The following is a 20,953-nucleotide window of genomic DNA, read 5'->3' as shown; positions in this document are numbered from 1 at the left end:
TCGTGACGAGGTCAGCCCTCGAGAGTCGGGCCACGGACGATCGTCCGTGGCCCGGCTCGGTCCCCCCGGCGGGTGGTGCGACCGTGCGGGTCGCCTCCGTCCCCTCGACGCACGTCTACGTGCGTCACCTGCGGCCCCCGTCGGGGCCGAGTCCGTTCGTGCACCTGCCCGATCCCGATCCCGACCACCCGTCGCGCAGCGCCACCACGAAGTGGTGGCCGCCCGTCATGCTGCGACCGGAGTGGGCGGCGACCGCCGACTTCGACGTGTTCCACGTGCAGTTCGGCTTCGACGCCTGCTCGCCCGAGGACCTGTCCCGACTCGTCGGCGTCCTGCGCGAGCGGGGCAAGCCGCTCGTCCTGACGGCCCACGACCTGCGCAATCCGCACCACCCCACGCGCGAGCTGCACGACGAGCAGCTCGGCGTCCTGATGACGGCGGCCGACGCGGTCATCACCCTGACCGACGGTGCCGCCGCCGAGATCGCCCGCCGGTGGGGGCGCGAGGCGCTCGTGCTGCCCCATCCGCACGTCGTCGAGCTCGACACGATGGCGCGGCTGCGCCGTGAGCGCGCGCTGTCGACGTCGAGCGAGTTCCGCGTCGGCGTCCACATCAAGAGCCTGCGTCAGAGCATGGACCCGCTGCCGGTGCTGCGCGTCCTCGACGAGACGATCCGCGACCTGCCCGGCGCGGTGCTGCAGGTGAACGGGCACCACGACGTGCTCGATCCCGACGGCGCCCGGCGCGAGCCGGTCATCGCGCAGTGGCTGGAGCAGGCCGGCGCCGACGGACGCATCGACCTGCGGGTCCACGACTTCCTGCCCGACCCCGAGCTCTGGGACTACCTGGCCAGCCTGGACCTGGCGGTCCTGCCGTATCGGTTCGGCACCCACTCGGGCTGGCTCGAGGCCTGCCGCGACCTGGGGACGACGGTGCTCGCGCCGACGTGCGGCCACTACGCCGACCAGGGGCCCGTGCTGTCCTATGGGTTCGATGAGACGCAGTTCGACGCCGATTCGCTGGCCGAGGCCGTTCGCCTCGCGTACGGGACGCGGCCGGATCACGGTGCGTCGGTGGACGAGCGACGTGACCAACGGATCGAAGTGGCTCGGGCCCACGACAGGCTGTACCGCGAGCTGCTGACATGAGCGGCCTGAGGATCTGCCTGATCGCCTCCAGCCGCTTCCCGATCCGTGAGCCGTTCGCCGGCGGGCTGGAGTCCCACACCCACGCCCTGGCCCACGAGCTGACCTCGCGGGGGCACGAGGTCACGCTCTTCGCGGCGCCCGGCTCCGACCCGACCCTGGGCACGCGGCACCTGCCCGTCCAGGCGTTCGCGCCCGGCTTCGTCGGCCGGCCCGACGTCTCGGTCACGCCGGAGACCTGGATGGCCGAGCACCACGCGTACCTGGGCCTGATGCTGGAGCTCGCCGCGTCGGGACGTCAGCGGTTCGACGTCGTCCACAACAACAGCCTGCACCACCTGCCCGTCGCGATGGCCTCGACGCTCGCCGTGCCCATGGTCACGACACTGCACACGCCGCCCGTGCCCTGGCTGGAGTCGGCGCTGCACTATGCGTCGGCGAACAGCGCGTTCGTCTCGGTCAGCCGGTTCACGGCGCTGGCCTGGGCGCATGCCGTCACGAGCACGACGATCCTCAACGGTGTCGACGTCGACCGGTGGCAGCAGGGCCCGGGCGGGGGGCCGGCCATCTGGTCGGGCCGCCTCGTCCCCGAGAAGGGACCGCACCTGGCGATCGACGCGGCTCGGCTCGCCGGGATGCCGCTCGTCCTGGCGGGTCCGAGCCTCGACCGCGCCTACTTCGATGCCGAGATCGCCCCGCGACTCGGTGACGACGTCACGTACCTGGGGCACCTCGACCACGACCACCTGCGCCTGCAGGTGGCCGCCGCCCGGGTCGCCGTCGTCACCCCGACGTGGGACGAGCCGTACGGCCTCGTCGCCGCCGAGGCACTGGCCTGCGGCACGCCCGTCGCCGCGTTCTCCCGCGGCGCCCTGCCCGAGATCGTCGACGAGACCGTCGGCGCCCTGGCGCGGCCGAACGACGTCACCGACCTCGCGCGGGTGATGGCGCACGCCGCCGGCCTCGACCGGTCGCACGTGCGTCGCGTCGCGGTCGAGCGGTGCTCGATCTCGGTCATGGTCGACGGCTACGAGCGGCTGTACGACCAGTTGGCCCCGCGAGCAGCGGCATGATCGGTTACTACGTCCATCACGTCGGAAGCGGTCATGTGCACCGTGCCACCGCGCTGGCCGCGGCGCTCGACCTTCCCGTCACGGGTCTGTCGTCCCTGCCGCGGCCCGCGTCGTGGACCGGTGACTGGGTCGAGCTCGAGCGTGACGATCTCACCGCAGAGGCGGCCGGTGACACGGCCGCGGGCTACCTGCACTGGGCCCCGTTCGGCGAGCCCGGACTGCGCAGCCGCATGGCCGCCGTGGCGTCGTGGATCGATCGGGCGGCGCCGGACCTGCTGGTCAGCGACGTCTCGGTCGAGATCGCCCTGCTGGCACGCCTGCACGGCGTGCCCGTGATCTCGGTCGTGCTTCCCGGTGACCGGTCCGATCGGGCCCACCAGCTGGGGTATGCCGCGTCGACCGAGCTGATCTCGTTCTGGCCGCCGAGTGCCGAGGGCATGGCCATCGGCGTCGGCGATCGGCTGCGGCCCCTGGGGGCGCTCTCGCGGTTCCCCGCCGCCGGGGAGATGCCGCAGCGGTCGGCGTCGACCCGGCGGGTGGTCGTGCTTCATGGTCGCGGTGGGGGAGGCCCCACCCCGGCGCAGCTGGACGAGGCGCGCCGGCAGACGCCGGGCTGGCAGTGGGAGATCCTCGGTGGATCCGACGGCCCGTGGCTCGCCGACCCGTTCCCGTCGATCCGTGACGCCGACGTCGTCCTGACCCATGCCGGCCAGAACGCGATCGCCGAGGTCGCCGCCGCCCGGCGCCCGGCCGTCGTGATCCCCTCCGCCCGCCCCCATGACGAGCAGGGCACCACGGCCGGCGTGCTGTCTTCGGGCCGGTGGCCCGCCGTGGTCGAGCGGGAGTTCCCGTCGACGGACTGGGCCGAGCGGCTCGACCGGGCGGCCGGACTGGACGGCCGGGAGTGGGCCGGCTGGTGCGACGGGCGAGCAGCCGAGCGCTTCGCGGACGTCGTTGCTCGGGTCACGCAGGAGGCCGCGGTCCGATGACCTCTGTCGCCGTCATCACCGTGGTCCGCGGCCGTCATGAGCACCTGGTCGCCCAGCACGGCTCGCTGGCAACGGGCTCGCGGTGCCCCGACGACCGGATCGTCGTCGCGATGGGTGACCCCGAGCTGCACGGCTGGGCGCCTGCGGAGGTGCCCACGCCGCGCGTCCTGCCGATCGAGGCCCATCCGGACGGCCTGCCGCTCGCGGCGGCGCGGAACCTCGGGGCGCAGGCGGCGATCGACCGGGGAGCGGACGTGCTCGTCTTCCTGGACGTCGACTGCCTCGCCTCGCCGTGGCTCGTCGCCGACTACGCCGACGCCGTCACGACGGAGCCGGGCCGTCTGTGGTGCGGGCCCGTCACCTACCTGCCGCCGGCTCCGGCGGGTGGCTACCGCCTCGACGACCTCGAGGCGTGGGATGACCCGCACCCGGCGAGGCCGGCCCCCGACCCCGGGGAACGGGTGCACGGCGGCGACCCCGACCTCTTCTGGTCGCTGTCGTTCGCGGTCCACCGCGACACGTGGACGCGCATCGGCGGGTTCTGCGAGGAGTACGTCGGCTACGGCGGCGAGGACACCGACTTCGGCCGGCGTGCCGTCACCGCCGGCGTCGAGCTCGGCTGGACCGGAGCGGCCCGTGCCTTCCACCAGCACCACGCGGTCGAGAGCCCGCCGGTGCGCCACCTCGACGACATCCTGCGCAACGGCGCCATCTTCCGTCGCCACTGGGGGTGGTGGCCGATGCAGGGTTGGCTGGACGCGTTTGCGGAGCGCGGACTCGTCGAGCGCGACGGGGACGACTGGGTCCGGTCCCGCGGCGTGTGAGGACGGACCGGACGGGTACGTCCACCGCATGAAGGTCGTCATCACCGGCGCGTCCGGGAACTTGGGATCGGCAGCCCTGCGCGAGTTGTCGGCGGACGGGGAGCACGAGGTGATCGCGCTCGCGCGGCGCCGCCCCGAGGTCGAGAACGCGGGCGCCGCCTCGGTGCGCTGGCACCCCGCGGACGTGTCGCGCGACGACCTCACCACGATCTTCACGGGAGTCGACGCCGTGGTGCACCTGGCGTGGAAGTTCCAGCCCACGCACCGGCAGGACGTCACGTGGCGGACCAACGCGGTGGGCACCCGCCGGGTGCTCGACGCGGTCGCCGAGGTGGGCGTGCCGGCGGTGGTGTGCGCGTCGTCCGTGGCGGCGTACTCACCGGTCGACCACGACACCCCGGTCGACGAGACCTGGCTGACCGACGGGGCGTCCGAGGCGACGTACTGCCGCGAGAAGGCCTACGTCGAGCGCACGCTCGACGGGTTCGAGGCCTCGCACCCGGACACCCGGGTCGTGCGGCTGCGGCCCGCCTTCGCGTTCCAGCGCTCCGCAGCCAGCGAGCAGCGCCGGATCTTCGGCGGAGCGCTGGCCCGGCCCGCGCTGCTCGACCGCCGCCGCATCCCGATCGTCCCCGTCCCCTCGGGACTGCGGCTGCAGGCCGTCCACGCGGGGGACGTGGCGCGAGCCATCGCGGCCGCCGTCGAGCGTCCCGTGTCGGGCGCGTTCAACCTGGCGGGGGAGGGCGTGCTGCGCCGGGACGAGATCGGCGACCTCATGGGCGCGAAGACCGTCGAGGTTCCACCGGGACTGGTCCAGCGAGGGCTCGACGCGGCGTGGCGGCTGCACGCCGTGCCGGTCCCCGGCAGCCTGTTCAACGCCCTGATGCACGTCCCCCTGATGTCGACCGGCCGTGCCCGGACCGAGCTGGGCTGGACGCCCCGTCACTCCGGCCGCGACGCGGTCAACGCCCTGTTGGAAGGCATGCCGCAGCGCGCCGGCAGCACGATGCCACCGCTGCACCCGTGAACGGCTTCATGGAGTCCGCGACCGGGGCCGTGGCCACGGGAACCGGCCACGTGCTCGCCGCAGCGACGCGACTCGGCTCGGCCCTGCGGTCCGCGCCGAAGCCGCTGCACCCGCGCGGATCGGTGTGGCAGGCCGAGGTCGTCCGCGTCGGAACCCTCCTGCCGACGGGCGTGCCGTGGTTGGACGAGCCGGGCCGCGATCCCGCCCTCGTGCGCGTGTCCGCGGCGATCGGCCTGCCGCACGGGTGGCCGGACCTGCAGGGTGTGGCGATCCGGCTGCCCGATCAGCAGGGGGCCGACCTGCTGCTGGGCAGCACGGGCGCGGGCCGACTCAGCCGCTTCCTGCTGCGTCCCGTCCGACCGTCCAGCCGGCACCTGACCTCGACCCTGGTGCCGTACCGCGGTCCGGCCGGACCGATCCTGCTCGCGGCCGTGCAGACGCAGCCCGAGGAGTACGTGCTGCTGCGTGCCGAGGGGACGGGCGAGTGGATCGGCTTCGCGCACCTGCGGCTGTTGCACGAGACCGACGAGGAGCCGTCGTACGACCCGATCCGCCGGCCGCTGCCCGGACTGCGGAACTACGCGTGGGTCAGTCGGGTCCGCGCCCCGGCCTACCGGGTCGCCCGGTCGAGCCGAGGGGACACCGCTTCCGTGCCGGCCGGTGCTGGGGCTACGTTGGAGACAACCTGAGGAGGCCGCAGTGACTGACGCAGAAGATGTGAAGGCCAAGTTCCGCGAGGCGCTCGACAAGAAGAAGGAGCGCCACCACGCCACGGCCGAAGGGGCCGAGCACGACGGCAGTGAGAAGTCGCACGGCTCCAGCAAGCCGATCGACCAGCCGGAGTTCCGCCGCAAGTCGGTCTGATTCCCGGAGTACGACGAACGCCCCGGATCCGCGAGGATCCGGGGCGTCGCTGTCTCGGTGAGACGTCAGATGACGCCGAGGGCGAGCATCGCGTCGGCCACCTGGGTGAACCCGGCGATGTTGGCGCCCGCGACGTAGTTGCCCGGGGCCGCGTACTCGTCGGCGGTCTCGAGGCAGCGGTGGTGGATGCCACGCATCGTCTCGGCCAGCCGGTCCTCGGTGTACTCGAACGACCAGCGGTCGCGCGAGGCGTTCTGCTGCATCTCCAGCGCGCTCGTGGCGACGCCGCCCGCGTTGGCCGCCTTGCCCGGCGCGAACACGATGCCCGCGTCGGCGAACAGGCGGATCGCCTCGGGGGTGCAGGGCATGTTCGCGCCCTCGGCGACGATCGTGCAGCCGTGGCGGGCCAGCGTCTTGGCGTCGGCCTCGTCGAGCTCGTTCTGGGTGGCGCAGGGCAACGCGATGTCGCACGGCACGTTCCAGATCGACGAGTCGTTCACGAAGCGGGCGCCGTCGCGCGCGTCGGCGTACTCGCTGATCCGAGCGCGGCGGACCTCCTTGATCTCCTTCAGCAGATCCAGGTCGATGCCCTTCTCGTCCACGACGTAGCCGCTGGAGTCCGAGCACGCCACGACGGTCGCGCCGAGCTGCTGCAGCTTCTCGATCGCGTACGTCGCGACGTTGCCCGAGCCCGAGACGACGACGCGCTTGCCGTCGAACGAGTCGCCGCGGGTGCGCAGGATCTCGCCGGCGAAGAAGACCGTGCCGTAGCCGGTCGCCTCGGTGCGCACGAGCGAACCGCCCCACGTGATGCCCTTGCCGGTCAGGACGCCGGACTCGTAGCGGTTGGTGATCCGCTTGTACTGGCCGAACAGGAAGCCGATCTCGCGACCGCCCACGCCGATGTCGCCGGCGGGGACGTCGGTGTTCTCGCCGATGTGGCGGTACAACTCGGTCATGAAGGCCTGGCAGAAGCGCATGATCTCGCCGTCGGAGCGCCCCTTGGGATCGAAGTCCGAGCCGCCCTTGCCGCCGCCGATCGGCATGCCGGTCAGGGAGTTCTTGAAGATCTGCTCGAACCCGAGGAACTTGACGATGCCCAGGTAGACGCTCGGGTGGAACCGCAGTCCGCCCTTGTACGGGCCGAGGGCGGAGTTGAACTCCACCCGGAATCCGCGACTGATCTGCACGTGACCCTGGTCGTCGACCCACGGGACCCGGAAGATGATCTGACGCTCCGGCTCACACAGGCGCCGGATGATCGCGGCGTCGGTGTAGGCGGGGTGCTTCGTCACCACCGGCCCGAGGCTCTCGAGGACCTCGTGGACGGCTTGGTGGAACTCGGTCTCGCCGGGGTTCCGGTGGAGCACTTCGTCGTAGACCTTGCCGAGCTTCTCGTGCAAACTCACCAGGCTTCATTCCTGTCTGCTTCGGTACGTCCCATTGTCACGCTCGGATTTCGTCCTTGCAGATCAAGCCTGCCTTACCGCCCCGAGACGAGGACTCCCGCCCCGGGCGGCGGCCGGGGTTCAGACCGGGACGGCGGCCAGCAGCTCCCGCCGCGCCTCCTCGTACTCGCGACGCAGCCGGGCCACCAGATCGGCGGCGGGGACGGTCGCGTCGATCACGCCCAGGCCCTGGCCGGCACCCCAGATGTCCTTCCAGGCCTTGCTGTCGTTCGTGCCGCCCGAGCCGAAGTTCATCGTCGTGGGGTCGCCCTGCGGGAGGTTGAGGGGATCGAGCCCGGCGGCCTCGATGCTGCCGCGCAGGTAGTTGCCGTGCACGCCGGTGAAGAGGCTGGAGTAGACGATGTCGTCGGCGGAGCTCTCGACGATCATCTGCTTGTAGGCGTCGACGACGTTCGCCTCGTCCGTCGCCAGGAACGCCGAGCCGACGTAGGCCAGGTCCGCACCGGCGGCCTGCGCGGCCAGCACCGAGCGGCCGTGCGCGATGGAGCCCGACAGCAGCAGGGGGCCGTCGAACCACTGGCGGATCTCCTGGATCAGGGCGAAGGGGGACAGCGTGCCCGCATGTCCGCCGGCGCCGGCCGCCACGGCGATCAGGCCGTCGGCGCCCTTCTCGATCGCCTTGCGGGCGAACCGGTCGTTGATGATGTCGTGCAGGACGATGCCGCCGTAGGAGTGGACCGCGTCGTTGATCTCCGGACGTGCTCCCAGCGAGGTGATGACGATCGGCACGCGGTGCTCGACGATCGTGGCCATGTCCTCCTCGAGCCGGGCGTTCGACCGGTGCACGATCTGGTTCACCGCGAACGGCGCGGCGTCGGTGCCCGCCAGTTCGCCCTCGATCCGGTCGAGCCACTCGCCCAGCAGCGACGCCGGCCGGGCGTTCAGCGCGGGGAAGGAGCCGACGATGCCGGCCTTGCACTGCGCGATCACCAGGTCCGGCCCCGAGGCGATGAACATCGGTGAGGCCACCACCGGGATCGACAGGCGGTTCTGCAGGACGGCGGGCAGGGACATGGTCGACCTCCGAGGGCGCGATGGGAACTTAATGCAACTCGTTGCATAGTAGAACGGTGCGGCGGTGGCGACAAGCCCGCAAACACGACGACGCCCCCTCCCTGGTGGGGGAGAGGGCACCGACGGATGAAGCGATGCGCTGCGGTCAGGCCGCGGCGAGGTCCGGATGGTGACGCACGGTGGACAGCACCTTCGAGAGCCGGCGCGACACCTGCATCTGGCTGATCCCGAGGCGATCGGCGATCGCCTGCTGGGTGAGCCCTTCGACGAACCTCCAGTGCAGGAGCTGACGCTCCTCGCGGGCCAGCTCGCGCAACGGCCCGGCGACGGACATCCACTCCACGAGGAAGTCGAGGTTGTCGTCGGTGTGGGCGAACTCGCGACGGCCGTGGCTGAGGTCGTCGACCGAGTCGGGCTGGAAGCACCCACGCGCCACGACCGCGGCCCGGAGCTCCTCGGGCACGACACCGATCCGAGCGGCCATCTGCTCGAGGTTGGCGGACGTGATCTCGGGGAGCTGCTCGCTCACGATGAGCGCCTGGACCTCCTGCACGCGGCGCGGCGGACGCACCATCCACGCACGGTCCCGGAAGTGTCGCTTCAGCTCGCCCTGGATGGTGGCGGTGGCGAACGGCGGAAAGGGCCCCTGATCGGGGTCGTAACGTCGGGCGGCCTTGACCAGGGCCAGTCGCGCGACCTGCTCGAGATCCTCGGGATCGACTCCGCGTCCCGAGAAACGGCGAGCCAAGGCGGTCGCCAGGCTGAGATGGTCCAGCACGAGGTCGTCAGGAGCCGAGAGAGGGGGGTGGTCGTACAGCGCAGTCATGGATACTCCGCATCGCTGGAGGTACCGAGTGGCTGGGGGGCTCAACCGATTTCCACTTTCACACGGGGTCGAGAGGTCGGCAACAGGAGCGAATGCCCGGCCCCAGCGCTCTCACCGCAGTCGCTGCAGAAGTCGCTCCGCGTCGTGCGGCGCATGCCCCTCGGAGTCGTTGTCGAAGTACACGTGGACGTCGAGTCCCTCGTCGTGCCGGCGTCGGCACCACGCGGCCCACTCGTCCAGGGACCGGTCCGAGTAGCGACTGGCGTACAGCCGCGTGTGTCCGTGCAGGCGCGCGTAGGCGATCGACGAGGACGGCAGGTCGAGCACCGGCCAGGGCTTCGGCGCGTCGGTCCACACGCCGGCGACGCCGAGGTCGCGCAGCACGGCGGCGTAATCGGGTGAGGTGAACGAGGGGTGTCGCACCTCGAGGGCGTGCCGGATCGGGCCGTCGACCCGGGTCTGCGTGACGGCGCGGTCCGGGCCCAGTCGGTCGTCGTGCCGCTCGGCCAGCCGGGCCGCCTCGGCCATGGTGCGCGGCAGGAGGGCGAGGAACCGGCCGAGCACGTCGGGGTCGTAGGCCGACGTGGCCGGCAGCTGCCACACGATCGGGCCGAGCCGCTCACCCAGCTCCAGCACACCGGAGGCGAAGAAGTTGGCCAGCGCGGTCTCGACGTTCACCAGCTTCAGCAGGTGCGTGACGTAGCGGCTCCCCTTGAGGGCGAAGGAGAACCCCGGCGGCGTCTGCTCGGCCCACCGCGCGAAGGTGGTCGGCCGCTGCAGGGAGTAGAAGGTGCCGTTGACCTCGACGGCGGTCAGGCGACTGGCCACGTGCTCGAGCTCGCGCCGCTGGACGAGTCCCTTCGGGTAGAAGTCGCCGCGCCAGGACGCGTAGCTCCAGCCGCTCACGCCGATCAGGTAGCGGGCGTCGGCCACCTGCGTCCTCAGCCGTTCGGCTCGTCGTCGAGGCGGGCCAACGACCGGGTGGCGGGACCGTTCAGCACCTCGCCCTCGGCCGAGAAGCGCGATCCGTGCAGCGGGCAGTCCCACGACTGCTCGACGTCGTTCCAGCGCAGGACGCCACCCAAGTGGGTGCACAGGCCCGACACGCGGCAGACGCCGGACTCCGTGCGGGACTCCGCCACGATGTGCGCCCCCTCGCGGTGCACCGCGCCCTGGCCCGGCTCGAGTGCCCGGTGTCCGGTCGTGACGGCGCGCGCCAGGCCGGTGGCCGTCTCGCGGGCGACGCCGGCGTTGATGAGCGCGCGGCCTCGCACCGAGACCAGCGGCGACGAGTGCTCGGCGACGTCGCGCATCCACGGGACGGGCGAGCCGAGGATGTCCTCGCAGATGGCGATGGCGGCCGCCGTGCCGTTGGTGAAGCCCCACTTGGCGAAGCCCGTCGCGAACCAGATCCTGCCGCCGCCGCGGGGCATCCGGCCGTAGCGCGGCAGGCCGTTGCCGGTGGTGTAGTCCTGGGCCGACCAGACGGCCGTCTCCTGGACGCCGGCGAAGTGCTCGGTGGCCCAGGTGCGGATCGCTTCGACGTGCTCGCGCTCGGAGGAGGTGCGGCCGACGCCGTGGCCGAAACCGCCGACCAGCAGGACGGACCGGCCGTCGTCGGTGAAGGCGTCGCGGATGGACACCGACGGGCTCCCGGCCGACAGCGCCATGACGCGGGGCGGGTTGCCCATCTCGTAGGCGACGACGTAGGAGCGCTGGGGCTCGAGGTCGCTGAACGCCAGGCTGCGGTCGAGGATGGGGGCGCCGGTCGCCACCACGATCGACTCGGCGGTGATCGCCCGGCCGTCGGTCAGCGTGGCCCGGGGATGGCCGACCTTGCTCACGTGCTCGACCCGCGCCCCCTCGACGAGGACGCCGCCGTTCTCGCGGAACTGCTCGGCGAGGGCCTGCAGCAGGGAGCCGGGGTCGACCTGCGCCTGATGGGGCAGGACGACCGCTCCGTGCGTCGGGAAGGGCAGGTCGAGGTCGTCCTCGGTCCACTCGACGGGCAGCCCCATCGCCTTGGCGGCGACGTACTCGGACCGAGCGGACGACACCTGCATGGGGTTCGCCGCGAACGTCACAGCGGGCCGGCGATCGATCCGCACGCCGTGCTCGTCGGCGAAGCTCGTGAGCCAGTCGTAGCCGGCGCGGTTCGACTCGACGTAGGAGCGGACGGTCTCGCGATCGTGGTCCTTCATCAGGCTCGACAGTCGCGTGCCCTGCAGCAGGCTGATCTTCGCGCTGCTGTGCCCGGTCGATCCGGCGCCGACGTAGCGGGCCTCGACCACGCAGACGCGGCGGCCGGCCCGAGCGAGCAGCAGGGCAGTCGTCAGGCCGACGACCCCCGCCCCGATGACGAGGTCCTCGCAGGCTTCGGGCAGCTCATCGCTCGGTCCTACGTCGGCGGGGACTTGCCAGACGGGGCGGTTGTCGTCGGTCATCGGCACCTCAGCTCGGGAAGACGGGATCGGTCGGGTTGTCCGGGATGTTGGGGACGCCCTGGGGCTGGCCCTCGGCGCCCGGAGCGGTGGGCTCGTCGGGGGAGATGGGCTGGTCGGGCTGGGTCGACGGGTCGTCGGGATCGGGGCCCTCGGCCGGGGATTCGGGGTGCGGCGTGCTCATGGTGATCCTCCTGTGGTGTCGGACACCCACGGCGTACCCAACTCGCGCCGCCTCATGCATCGGGAGAACATGGCGCAAGGGCCGCATGATGCGGGCCCGCCGGGGTACACCCCTGGATGCCGCCCTGAGGAGAGGACCATGGATGCGAACTGCCGTTCTGGTGGGAGCCGGGACCGCCGTGCCCAGTCTGCCGCGACCGCGCGGTGATCTGAGCGCCGCGACCGTCGCTGCGTTGTCCGGGGCGATGCCCTGGGATCGCGTCCCCCGGGTCGAGGCCTCGAGTGTCGAGGACTCCCTGCTGACGGTCTGGATCGCCCATGAGCTGCACCACCGGGGGTTCCCCGACCTGCAGGACGCGGAGTGGACGCCCGAGCTGATCGAGGTGCGGATGCGGATCGAGCGCGAGCTCGAGGCCCGTCTGCGCGAGCGCGCCGAGGGCCGGCTGCCGGCCTCGGCCGATCCCGACGTGCTGTTGGACTTCGTCCGTGAGGACGACGGTCCCTCGTTGGCCGCCTACGTCCAGCGCGACGCCACGGCCGATCAGGTCCGCGAGCTGCTCTGGTACCGATCGATCTACCACCTCAAGGAGGCCGACCCGACCGCCTGGACGATCCCGAGGCTGCCCGGCCCCTCGCGGGCCGCGCTGGCCGAGCTGCAGTACGACGAGTACGGCGCCGGCCGTCCCGAGCGTCTCCACGCCGGGCTGTTCGCCGAGGGCATGCGCGCCTGCGGCCTCGACACCCGCGAGAACGCGGCGATCGACGACGTCCCGGTCGAGGTCCTCGAGATGAACGTCGTCCTGACCATGTTCGGCCTGCAGCGCCGGCTCCGCGGTGCGTCGGTGGGCCACCTGGTCGCCTTCGAGGCCTCCAGCTCGGGTCCCTCGCGCCGCATGGCCCGGGGCCTGCGCCGGCTGGGCTTCCCCGAGCAGATGAGCGCCTACTACGACGAGCACGTCGAGGCCGATGCCGTGCACGAGCAGACGGCGGCCCGGTTCATCGCCGGGGCGCTGGTCGAGGCCGAGCCCAAGCTGGCCGAGGACGTCGCGTTCGGTGTCTTCACGTGCCTGGACCAGGAGACCCGCTTCGCCGAGGCGATGTTCCGCCGCTGGGGGGTCGAGGCATGAGCCGGGGCGTGGACCTGACGGTGTGCCCGAACGGGCCGCTGCTCATCCGTGGCGACCTGGGGGTGCGCACCCCCGACGGTGAGGTGCACCGGACCGAGCGTCCGGTCAGCGCCGTGTGCCGCTGCGGCAAGTCGGCCTCGCTGCCGTGGTGCGACGCCACGCACCAGGCGCTCAAGACCAAGATCGACGAGGAAGGAAGCGCAGATGAGTGAGGACGCAGGATTCCCCGCCCAGCAGCAGGAGCCCCCGGGTCTGACCGAGCCGATGGAGCCGCGACCCGACCATGGTGAGGAGAGCTACGTCGGCTCGGGGCGTCTCGAGGGCCGCAAGGCGCTCATCACCGGAGGCGACTCCGGCATCGGACGCGCCGTCGCGATCGCGTACGCCCGCGAGGGCGCCGACGTGGCCTTCACGTACCTGCCCGAGGAGGTCGAGGACGCCCGCGAGACGTCCCGTCTGATCGAGGAGGCCGGCCGCACGAGCCTGCCGATCGAGGCCGACCTGCGCGACAGCGCGACGTGCGACCGCGTCGTCGCCCAGGCTCATGACGGCCTCGGCGGACTCGACATCCTGGTCAACAACGCCGGGTTCCAGATGGCGCGCGACGAGGGCCTCGAGCAGATGAGCGACGAGCGCATCGAGCGCACCTACGAGACGAACGTGTTCGCCCTGTTGTGGCTGGTCCGCGCGGCCCTGCCGCACCTGGGACGCGGCTCGTGCATCATCAACAACTCGTCGATCCAGGCGTACGAGCCGTCGACGAGCCTGTTGGACTACGCCTCGACGAAGGCCGCCATCAACAACCTCACGGTGAACCTGGCCGCCGATCTGGGACCGCGTGGCATCCGCGTCAACGCGGTGGCGCCGGGACCCATCTGGACGCCGCTGCAGCCCGCCACCCAGCCCGAGGAGAAGATCGAGCAGTTCGGCTCGGACACCCCGCTGGGCCGTGCCGGGCAGCCGGCCGAGCTGGCCGGGGCGTTCGTGTTCCTGGCCAGTGAGCGCGAGGCCGGCTACGTCTCGGCCACCGTGCTGGGCGTCACCGGCGGAAAGCCCGTCTTCTGATGCTCGACGTGTCGGAGCCGCCGGCGCGATCGGCGACGTTCGGGGGCCGGGGGATCGGCTACGACGAGCGAGTCCTCACGCCCCGGCCGTGGACCGAGGGCCAGTCCCTCTGGGCCCGTGAGCTGCTCGACGAGGTGCCCGCCGGCCCGGTGCTCGAGATCTGTTCCGGCGCCGGACACATCGGGCTGCTCGCGGTCAGCGGGACCGACCGCACGCTCGTCCAGGTCGACGCCGACCTGCACGCCTGCGTCTGGGCGTCACGCAACGCCCGGTCGTGGGGCATCTCGAGCGACATCCGCCACGGCACCATGTCCGAGGCGGTCATGGTCGACGAGCGATTCGCGCTGATCCTCGCCGATCCGCCGTACCTGCCGTCCGACGACGTCACCCGGTTCCCGGAGGACCCGCTCACGGCGATCGACGGCGGCGGGGACGGACTGGACCTGGCGCGGCAGTGCCTCGACGTCATTGAGCGGCACCTCGTCCGCGACGGCGTCGCGCTGTTGCAGTTGCGCGATGTCGAGCAGGGCCGTGAACTGGAGTCGGACGCGAAGCAGCGCGGTCTCACGATCGCCGAGAACCGCCGGTTCGACGGCGGAGCGGTCCTGCTGCTGCGACGCACGACGGAAGGAAGAGCCGATGGACGCCAAGCCGAATCTTGAGAAGAAGACACCGGACGCCGAGGACCTGACCGTCGACCCCCAGCACGAGCAGGTCGGTGAGCCGGGCGGCGAGCAGCCCGACGGTGGTGCCTCGACCGTTCCCGGGGTGGGTGCCGACGGTGTGCCCGACCTGCCCGTCACGGACGACCCGGGCACCGGCGGCCCGGGTCCCGACGAGGCCGACGACTGATCGGGGGGACGCCCCGAGGACCGCAGGGTCCTCGGGGCGTCTGGACGTCCGGGGCCGCGCCTCGGCACGGCGTCATCACATCCAGTCGGAGCCGCGCTGCTCGAGTTCCTCGGGCGAGACGACCTCCTGGCGGTACTGCTCCTTGAGCCACAGCAGCGCCGCCCGGTGGGCCTTCTCGTCGGCCGACGTCACGGCGCCCTCGGCGATCCACACCAAGAAGTCGTTCGCGTAGGCCGACGCGGCCGTCATGGCGATGCAGGCCTCGGTCACGACACCGGCGATCACGAGCTCGTCGACGTCCAGCTCGTGCAGTCGCTCCAGCAGGTCGGTCCCGTGGAAGGCGTCGTCGCGGCGCTTGAGGATCGTCACGTCGGGTCGCAGGTCCAGCTCGGCCAGCAGCTCGGCGCCCTGGGTGCGCTCGAGGACGACCGGCTGGTCGTCCTCGCGCATGTTGAGCGCCCACGTCGACTTGTCCTGCGGCAGGACGGTCCGGACCTCGACGATGGGCACGTCGCTGCGCCGGGCCCAATCGGTCCATTCCTGCACCGAGCGGACGATCGCGGAGCGTTGTTCGCGCAGCGGCGGCGGGTTGAGGAAGTCTTCCTGCAGGTCGATCACGATGAGAGCACGCACGGATCCATCTTGCCGAACGCCTCCCACCCGGGCGAGCCGGATCGGGTCAGCGCGGAGGCATCCGGATGGCGCCGTCGACGCGGACCGTCTCGCCGTTCATGTACGAGTTCGTGACGCACTCCAGGACCATGCTGGCGAGCTCGTCGGGCTGCCCGAGACGCTTCGGGAAGTTCACCGACTGGCCGAGCTTGGCCTTGAACTCCTCGGCGGCCTCGCCCTCGCCGTAGATGGGCGTGTCGATGAGGCCGGGGGCGACCGTGTTGACCCGCACGCCGACGGCTGCGAGGTCGCGGGCGACGGGCAGCGTCATGCCCACCACGCCGCCCTTCGAGGAGGAGTAGGCGGCCTGGCCGATCTGGCCGTCGAACGCCGCCACGGAGGCGAGGTTGCAGATCGCGCCGCGCTCGCCGGACTCCAGCGGCTCGGTGCGGCTCATCGCGGTGGCGGCCAGTCGGATGGCGTCGAAGGTGCCGATCAGGTTGATCGCGATGACCTTCTTGTACGCGTCGAGGTCGTGGGCCGACTCGAAGCTGCCGTCGCGGCCGACGGTGCGCTGCGCCCAGCCGATGCCGGCCGAGTTCACCAGCACGCGCAGCGGCGCCAGCTCCTCGGCGGCGCCGACGGCGGTGGCGATCTGCTCGGTGTCCGTGACGTCGACGTGGATGAAGACGCCGCCCACCTCCGAGGCGAGGGCCCGTCCGGCGTCGTCGTTGAGGTCGGCGACGACGACACGGGCTCCCGCCGCGGCGAGGCGGCGGACGACTGCGGCGCCGATGCCCGAGGCGCCGCCGGTGACGATGGCTGATGCTCCACTGATGTCCATGCCCCGATCCAACCATCAGATCGGTGGTCCATGCTGGTGGGGCCGACACACCCCAGGAGGACAGCCGTGGCCGTGGAGCGTCTGATGCCCAGCGACGAGGCGAGCGACCTGATCGCCCTCACCCGCCAGATCGTCGACGACCAGCTGCGTCCGCGCGTCGACCAGGCCGAGCGCACCGCGACGTTCCCGCGTGACGTCTTCCGAACCCTCGGCCGGGCGGGCCTGCTGGGCCTGCCGTACTCCGAGGAGCTCGGCGGCGGCGGCCAGCCCTACGAGGTCTACCTGCAGGTCGTCGAGGAGATCGCGATGGCGTGGGCCGCCGTCGGTGTGGGCACCAGCGTGCACGCTCTCAGCTGCTTCGGCCTGGACCACGCCGGAACGGCCGAGCAGAAGCAGCGGTGGCTGCCCGACATGCTCGGCGGCGAGCTGCTCGGCGCCTACTGCCTGTCCGAGGCGCACGCCGGCTCCGACCCCGGTGCGATGCGGACGACGGCCCGTCGCGAGGGCGACGAGTACGTGATCCGGGGCGCCAAGGCCTGGACCACCCACGGCGGCCAGGCCGACTACTACAAGGTCATGGCGCGCGCCGAGGCCGGCATCACGTGCTTCCTCGTTCCTGCCGACGCCGAGGGCCTCACTGCCGACGTGCCCGAGGACAAGATGGGCCTGATGAGCTCGACGACGGCGACGATGCTGTTCGACGACGTGCGGGTGCCCGTCGAGCGCCGGCTGGGCGACGAGGGCCAGGGGCTCGCGATCGCGCTGGCGGGGCTCGACTCCGGTCGGCTCGGCATCGCCGCGGTGGCGACAGGCGTGGCGCAGGGGGCGCTCGACACGGCCGTCCGTTACGCCAGGGAGCGTGAGGCGTTCGGCGTGCCGATCATCGACCACCAGGGCCTCACCTTCGTGCTGGCCGACATGGCCGCCGCGGTCGAGAGTGCCCGGGCCACGTACCTGGCGGCGGCGCGGCTGCGCGACCTGGGCCGCCCGTTCTCGCGGCAGGCCTCGATCGCCAAGCTCGTCGCCACCGACAACGCCATGAAGGTCACCACCGATGCCGTCCAGGTGCTCGGTGGCGCCGGCTACACCAAGGACTTCCCGGTCGAGCGGTACATGCGCGAGACGAAGGTGATGCAGATCTTCGAGGGCACGAACCAGATCCAGCGCCTGGTCATCGGGCGCGACCTGAAGAAGCGCGGCTGAGGCTCAGGCCGCCGGCTCGCCCAGGACGGGCGCCGGTCGGCCGAGACCGTCGCGGCACAGCTCGAGAACGGCCTCGGCCGTCACCGAGCGCAGGCGTGCGCCGCAGGCGTCGTAGACCTCCGCCATCCGCGCGGTGTACCAGTCGACGAACGTCCCGCTGAGCGCGTGCGCCGTGCCCGGGCCCCAGCGGGCCGGTCCCAGATCGGCCAGCCGGGTCAACGCGGTCGCGACGCCCTCGGGGTCCGTCGGCGCGAGCCGGAAGATCCAGCGCGGCACCGATGTCAGCGGCGCCGGGGGAGCGGCGTGCCCCGACGCGTGGATGAGGGTGGTGCCGAAGCCGGCCACCGCCAGGGTGGCCGCCGTGATGTGGATCGTGCCCAGGACCCGCGACCGGACGATGGACTCGGGGCAGGCGCGTCGGGCCACCCCGGAGGGGGCGTGCACGACCGAGGCGATGGGCCCGGCCTCGCGCGCGGCCCGTAGGAGCGTCTCGACGCTGCGGCGATCCGTGACGTCCGCGACGATCGACTCCGCCGAGACGCCGCTCGAGTCCAGCTCGTCCAGGGCGCGGTGCAGGCGTTCGCCGCTGCTGTCGCTCAGGACGACGTGGTGGTCGCGGGCCAGGAGCTTGGCCATCGCCAGTCCCACACCGCCGGAGCCGCCGGTCACGACTGCCACCGAGTTCGTCACGTGCACCACTCCCGTCGCGGACGGAGATTCCGTCCAAGGCCCATCCTGCGCGCCGGGGGCCGGAAGGACGAGTCTTTCCGCGACATTCCTCGGGTATCTGAAAACCCCCGGAATCCGAGGGAGTTTGCGAACTCGCAGTGTCACTGGCGGTTACACCGAGGGGTGACAGGTGGGCCCCGTGTGGCGTGCGCCACACCGCATGTTGGACCAGGGACTCCCGGCGGCAAGTGACCCGCTGGTAACCTACGTCACACCACTCGTGGGAACACACAGGATCTGGAGAGATGATGGGCGACCTCGGATACAAGTTGAAGGTGCTGCGGCGGATCGGGCTGTTGAAGGCCCAGAACCCCGTACGGCTGGCGAAGGCCGGACGCAAGCTCGCCTCATGGGGCCCGGGTTTCCCGTCCGCCGTCGCCGCTGCGGCCGCGCGCCGTCCCGACCAGCTCGCGATCATCGACGACAAGGGCCAGCTGACCTGGCGCGAGACGAGCAACGCGATCAACCGCGTGACGCAGGCACTCAAGGACAAGGGCTTCGTCCCCGGTGACCCCATCGCCGTCCTGTGCCGCAACCACCGCCACATGGTCGTCGCCATGGTCGCGATCAGCCAGATGGGCGGCCGGATGCTGCTGCTCAACACGATGGCCAGTGGCGGCCAGCTGACCGAGCTGGTCAAGCGCGAGAACGCGAAGATGGTCATCCTCGACCAGGAGTTCCTGTCGGTCGCCACCGACCTCGACCGCGACCTGCTCGTCGTGGCGTGGGAGGACGACGACACGCACGGCCTGCCGACCCTCACCGGTCTGGCCGCCGGCAAGTCCGCCGCGGACCACGACAAGCCCGAGAAGCCGGGCGGCATCGTGATCTTCACGTCCGGCACGACCGGTCTGCCGAAGGGCGCCAAGCGCAAGGAGCCCGAGAACCTCGAGCCGCTGCTCACGTTCTTCGGCTCGATCCCCTACGAGGGCAACTCGACCGTCGTCGTGGCGGCGCCGCTGTTCCACTCCTGGGGCCTGTTGAACTTCGGCTTCGGGCTCTCGACCGTCCCGACCTACGTCCTGCGCCGGCGCTTCGTGCCCGAGCAGGTCATCCGGGACGTCGCCGAGTACAAGGCCAAGGTCCTGGTCGTGGTGCCGCTCATGATGCAGCGCCTGGTCGACGCCGACCCCGAGGTCATCAAGAACAACGACGTCTCCAGCCTGGAGATCACGGCGTCCAGCGGATCGGCGCTGGCCGGCGACCTGGCCACCCACTTCATGGACACGTTCACCGACTCGGTCTACAACTTCTACGGCGCGACCGAGACCGGCTGGGTCACGATCGCCACGCCGCAGGACCTGCGGGCCGCGCCCGGCACGGCCGGCACGGTGCCGTGGCACACGGTGGTCAAGGTGCTCGACGAGAACGGCCACGAGCTGCCCGCCGGCGAGACCGGCGTGATCTACGTGGGCAACTCGATGATGTTCGCCGGCTACACCGACGGCCGCACCAAGGACTTCCGCGACGGCCTCATGCACTCGGGCGACCTGGGCTACTTCGACGAGAACGGCCGTCTGTTCGTGGCCGGCCGCGACGACGACATGGTCATCTCCGGTGGCGAGAACGTCTTCCCGCGCGAGCTGGAGGACGCCCTCATCGAGCACCCGAAGGTCCAGGACGTCGTCGTCACCGGCATCGCCGACCCGCAGTGGGGCCAGAGCCTGGCTGCCTACGTCGTGACGCGTGAGGGCGAGACCCTGACCAAGGACGAGGTCATCGACTACGCCAAGGCCCACGTCGCCCGGTTCGCCGTGCCGCGTGCGGTGATGTTCCTCGACGAGCTGCCCCGCAACCCCACGGGCAAGGTCATGAAGCGCAACCTGCCGGCGTTCGAGACGCTGTCCTGACCGCGTCTCCCGCCGCATCCATCGCCGACGCCCGGTCCCCCGTGGGGACCGGGCGTCGGCGTGTCACGGGTGGGACGGGACTAACGGCCCGGCCAACTGGGTCCCTTCGCCTCATCCGGCGCAGGTGACCGATCACTAACGTCAGTGATGACAACGCAACGCCGCGAAGTCATCGCTCAGGAGGAAAGAACATGCGCCGCTCGGCATTCGACAAGCTCATCTCGTGGACCGGACTGGCCCTGGCTGCCCTGCTGGTCGTCGCCGGTGGATTGGCCACGTGGGCCAGCTCCTTCATCGGAGACCAGGTCGAGTCGCAGCTGGTCTCACAGAAGATCGTGATGCCCGAGGGTGAGGCGCTCAAGAGCCTGTCCGACAAGGACCGCGAGGCCCTCGAGCCCTTCGCCGGCAGCAAGCTGGACAGCGGCGACGAGGCCAAGGCCTTCGCCGACAACTACATCCTCGCCCACATGAACGCCTCCAGCGGCAACCGCACCTACGAAGAGGTCAGCGGCGAGTTCATGGCCCTCAGCGACGAGGAGAAGGCCTCCGAGGCCGGCCAGCAGGTCGCCGCGCTGCGCCAGTCGCTCTTCATGGGCAACACCCTGCGGGGCATGCTGCTGAACGCCTACGCCTTCGGCACCATGGGCACCATCGCCGGCCTGGCCGCGATCGCCTCCTTCGTCGGAGCCGCCCTCCTGGCCGTGCTCGCCCTGCTGGGCCTGCGCCACGCCAGCACCAAGGAAGCCGAGCTGGCCACCATCTGAACCAGCTCCACACCGAACGGCCGCCCGGGCTCCCCGGGCGGCCGTCGCCGTG

At 71.5% G+C, this 20,953-nt stretch carries 24 protein-coding genes; 15 read left to right on the top strand and 9 right to left on the bottom strand.

Translation table 11 applies throughout. The features are described 5' to 3' along the window. Window positions 1-2 precede the first annotated feature (2 nt). The 7 genes from NP095_RS11255 to NP095_RS11225 are packed head-to-tail and all read left to right on the top strand — an operon-like array spanning window position 3 to window position 5,922. Complete coding sequence (locus NP095_RS11255; protein ID WP_256766088.1) at window positions 3-1,148, top strand: glycosyltransferase family protein; 1,146 nt, start codon at window positions 3-5, stop codon at window positions 1,146-1,148. Continuing rightward, window positions 1,145-2,218 (top strand): glycosyltransferase, encoded by a 1,074-nt coding sequence (locus tag NP095_RS11250; protein WP_232418805.1) that lies wholly within the window; start codon window positions 1,145-1,147, stop codon window positions 2,216-2,218. The genes NP095_RS11255 and NP095_RS11250 overlap by 4 nt, the downstream gene beginning before the upstream one ends. Further along, entirely contained in the window at window positions 2,215-3,207 is a 993-nt protein-coding gene (locus NP095_RS11245) for a glycosyltransferase (protein ID WP_232418806.1), read from the top strand. The genes NP095_RS11250 and NP095_RS11245 overlap by 4 nt, the downstream gene beginning before the upstream one ends. After that, window positions 3,204-4,031: a glycosyltransferase family 2 protein gene (locus tag NP095_RS11240; RefSeq protein ID WP_232418807.1), complete on the top strand. Its 828-nt coding sequence runs from the start codon at window positions 3,204-3,206 to the stop codon at window positions 4,029-4,031. Before NP095_RS11245 ends, NP095_RS11240 begins: the two co-directional genes overlap by 4 nt. 28 nt (window positions 4,032-4,059) lie before the next feature. Beyond that, on the top strand, window positions 4,060-5,058 hold the full coding sequence (locus tag NP095_RS11235) for an NAD-dependent epimerase/dehydratase family protein (protein WP_232418808.1): 999 nt from the start codon (window positions 4,060-4,062) through the stop codon (window positions 5,056-5,058). Further along, complete coding sequence (locus NP095_RS11230) at window positions 5,055-5,747, top strand: hypothetical protein (RefSeq protein ID WP_232418809.1); 693 nt, start codon at window positions 5,055-5,057, stop codon at window positions 5,745-5,747. The genes NP095_RS11235 and NP095_RS11230 overlap by 4 nt, the downstream gene beginning before the upstream one ends. A 10-nt stretch (window positions 5,748-5,757) precedes the next feature. Further along, entirely contained in the window at window positions 5,758-5,922 is a 165-nt protein-coding gene (locus NP095_RS11225) for a DUF5302 domain-containing protein (RefSeq protein WP_232418810.1), read from the top strand. 65 nt (window positions 5,923-5,987) lie between these two features. Here the strand turns inward: NP095_RS11225 and gdhA are convergent, their stop codons facing one another. The 6 genes from gdhA to NP095_RS11195 all read right to left on the bottom strand — a co-directional run bounded on the left by gdhA (window position 5,988) and on the right by NP095_RS11195 (window position 11,856). Continuing rightward, window positions 5,988-7,325, bottom strand: coding sequence for an NADP-specific glutamate dehydrogenase (gene gdhA, locus NP095_RS11220; protein WP_232419085.1), 1,338 nt, complete (start codon window positions 7,323-7,325; stop codon window positions 5,988-5,990). 126 nt (window positions 7,326-7,451) lie between these two features. Continuing rightward, the gene (locus tag NP095_RS11215; RefSeq protein WP_232418811.1) at window positions 7,452-8,405 is read right to left on the bottom strand and encodes an NAD(P)H-dependent flavin oxidoreductase; all 954 of its coding nucleotides are present in this window, start codon (window positions 8,403-8,405) and stop codon (window positions 7,452-7,454) included. 145 nt (window positions 8,406-8,550) lie between these two features. Then, window positions 8,551-9,231: a sigma-70 family RNA polymerase sigma factor gene (locus NP095_RS11210; RefSeq protein ID WP_232418812.1), complete on the bottom strand. Its 681-nt coding sequence runs from the start codon at window positions 9,229-9,231 to the stop codon at window positions 8,551-8,553. Between the two features lie 111 nt (window positions 9,232-9,342). Further along, window positions 9,343-10,164, bottom strand: coding sequence for a DUF72 domain-containing protein (locus NP095_RS11205; RefSeq protein WP_232418813.1), 822 nt, complete (start codon window positions 10,162-10,164; stop codon window positions 9,343-9,345). Window positions 10,165-10,172: 8 nt separating this feature from the next. Beyond that, the gene (locus NP095_RS11200; protein ID WP_232418814.1) at window positions 10,173-11,675 is read right to left on the bottom strand and encodes an FAD-dependent oxidoreductase; all 1,503 of its coding nucleotides are present in this window, start codon (window positions 11,673-11,675) and stop codon (window positions 10,173-10,175) included. A gap of 7 nt (window positions 11,676-11,682) precedes the next feature. Continuing rightward, entirely contained in the window at window positions 11,683-11,856 is a 174-nt protein-coding gene (locus NP095_RS11195) for a hypothetical protein (protein ID WP_232418815.1), read from the bottom strand. A gap of 142 nt (window positions 11,857-11,998) precedes the next feature. On the opposite strand from NP095_RS11195, the gene NP095_RS11190 reads away from it, so the two are divergent. The 5 genes from NP095_RS11190 to NP095_RS11170 are packed head-to-tail and all read left to right on the top strand — an operon-like array spanning window position 11,999 to window position 14,899. After that, complete coding sequence (locus NP095_RS11190; protein ID WP_232418816.1) at window positions 11,999-12,982, top strand: iron-containing redox enzyme family protein; 984 nt, start codon at window positions 11,999-12,001, stop codon at window positions 12,980-12,982. After that, window positions 12,979-13,194 carry a CDGSH iron-sulfur domain-containing protein gene (locus tag NP095_RS11185; protein ID WP_232418817.1) on the top strand — a complete coding sequence of 72 codons (216 nt, stop codon included), beginning with the start codon at window positions 12,979-12,981 and terminating at the stop codon, window positions 13,192-13,194. The genes NP095_RS11190 and NP095_RS11185 overlap by 4 nt, the downstream gene beginning before the upstream one ends. Further along, window positions 13,187-14,047: an SDR family oxidoreductase gene (locus NP095_RS11180; RefSeq protein WP_232418818.1), complete on the top strand. Its 861-nt coding sequence runs from the start codon at window positions 13,187-13,189 to the stop codon at window positions 14,045-14,047. The genes NP095_RS11185 and NP095_RS11180 overlap by 8 nt, the downstream gene beginning before the upstream one ends. Next, window positions 14,047-14,709 carry a methyltransferase gene (locus NP095_RS11175; RefSeq protein WP_232418819.1) on the top strand — a complete coding sequence of 221 codons (663 nt, stop codon included), beginning with the start codon at window positions 14,047-14,049 and terminating at the stop codon, window positions 14,707-14,709. The genes NP095_RS11180 and NP095_RS11175 overlap by 1 nt, the downstream gene beginning before the upstream one ends. Next, the gene (locus tag NP095_RS11170; protein ID WP_232418820.1) at window positions 14,687-14,899 is read left to right on the top strand and encodes a hypothetical protein; all 213 of its coding nucleotides are present in this window, start codon (window positions 14,687-14,689) and stop codon (window positions 14,897-14,899) included. The genes NP095_RS11175 and NP095_RS11170 overlap by 23 nt, the downstream gene beginning before the upstream one ends. Before the next feature lie 75 nt (window positions 14,900-14,974). On the opposite strand, the gene NP095_RS11165 is transcribed toward NP095_RS11170, so the two are convergent. Continuing rightward, window positions 14,975-15,532, bottom strand: a complete 558-nt coding sequence (locus NP095_RS11165) for a cysteine hydrolase family protein (RefSeq protein ID WP_232418821.1) — start codon at window positions 15,530-15,532, stop codon at window positions 14,975-14,977. A 46-nt stretch (window positions 15,533-15,578) separates the two neighbouring features. Next, window positions 15,579-16,355: an SDR family NAD(P)-dependent oxidoreductase gene (locus NP095_RS11160; protein WP_232418822.1), complete on the bottom strand. Its 777-nt coding sequence runs from the start codon at window positions 16,353-16,355 to the stop codon at window positions 15,579-15,581. Between the two features lie 66 nt (window positions 16,356-16,421). On the opposite strand from NP095_RS11160, the gene NP095_RS11155 reads away from it, so the two are divergent. Further along, on the top strand, window positions 16,422-17,558 hold the full coding sequence (locus NP095_RS11155) for an acyl-CoA dehydrogenase family protein (RefSeq protein ID WP_232418823.1): 1,137 nt from the start codon (window positions 16,422-16,424) through the stop codon (window positions 17,556-17,558). Window positions 17,559-17,561: 3 nt separating this feature from the next. Here NP095_RS11155 and NP095_RS11150 read toward each other — a convergent pair whose 3' ends face one another. Further along, complete coding sequence (locus tag NP095_RS11150) at window positions 17,562-18,248, bottom strand: SDR family NAD(P)-dependent oxidoreductase (protein ID WP_232418824.1); 687 nt, start codon at window positions 18,246-18,248, stop codon at window positions 17,562-17,564. Between the two features lie 284 nt (window positions 18,249-18,532). Between NP095_RS11150 and NP095_RS11145 the strand changes: the two genes are divergently transcribed. Both NP095_RS11145 and NP095_RS11140 read left to right on the top strand, forming a co-directional pair. Next, a complete protein-coding gene (locus NP095_RS11145) occupies window positions 18,533-20,137 on the top strand; it encodes an AMP-binding protein (protein ID WP_232418825.1) in 1,605 nt (534 codons plus the stop codon). A 191-nt stretch (window positions 20,138-20,328) separates the two neighbouring features. Then, on the top strand, window positions 20,329-20,901 hold the full coding sequence (locus NP095_RS11140) for a hypothetical protein (protein ID WP_232418826.1): 573 nt from the start codon (window positions 20,329-20,331) through the stop codon (window positions 20,899-20,901). The last annotated feature ends 52 nt before the right edge of the window (window positions 20,902-20,953 follow it).

The sequence above is a fragment of the Aeromicrobium duanguangcaii genome (genome assembly GCF_024508295.1).
Classification (GTDB): domain Bacteria; phylum Actinomycetota; class Actinomycetes; order Propionibacteriales; family Nocardioidaceae; genus Aeromicrobium; species Aeromicrobium duanguangcaii.
The sequence above is the reverse complement of the archived record's forward strand: the minus strand, read 5'-3'. Positions and strand labels throughout refer to the sequence as shown.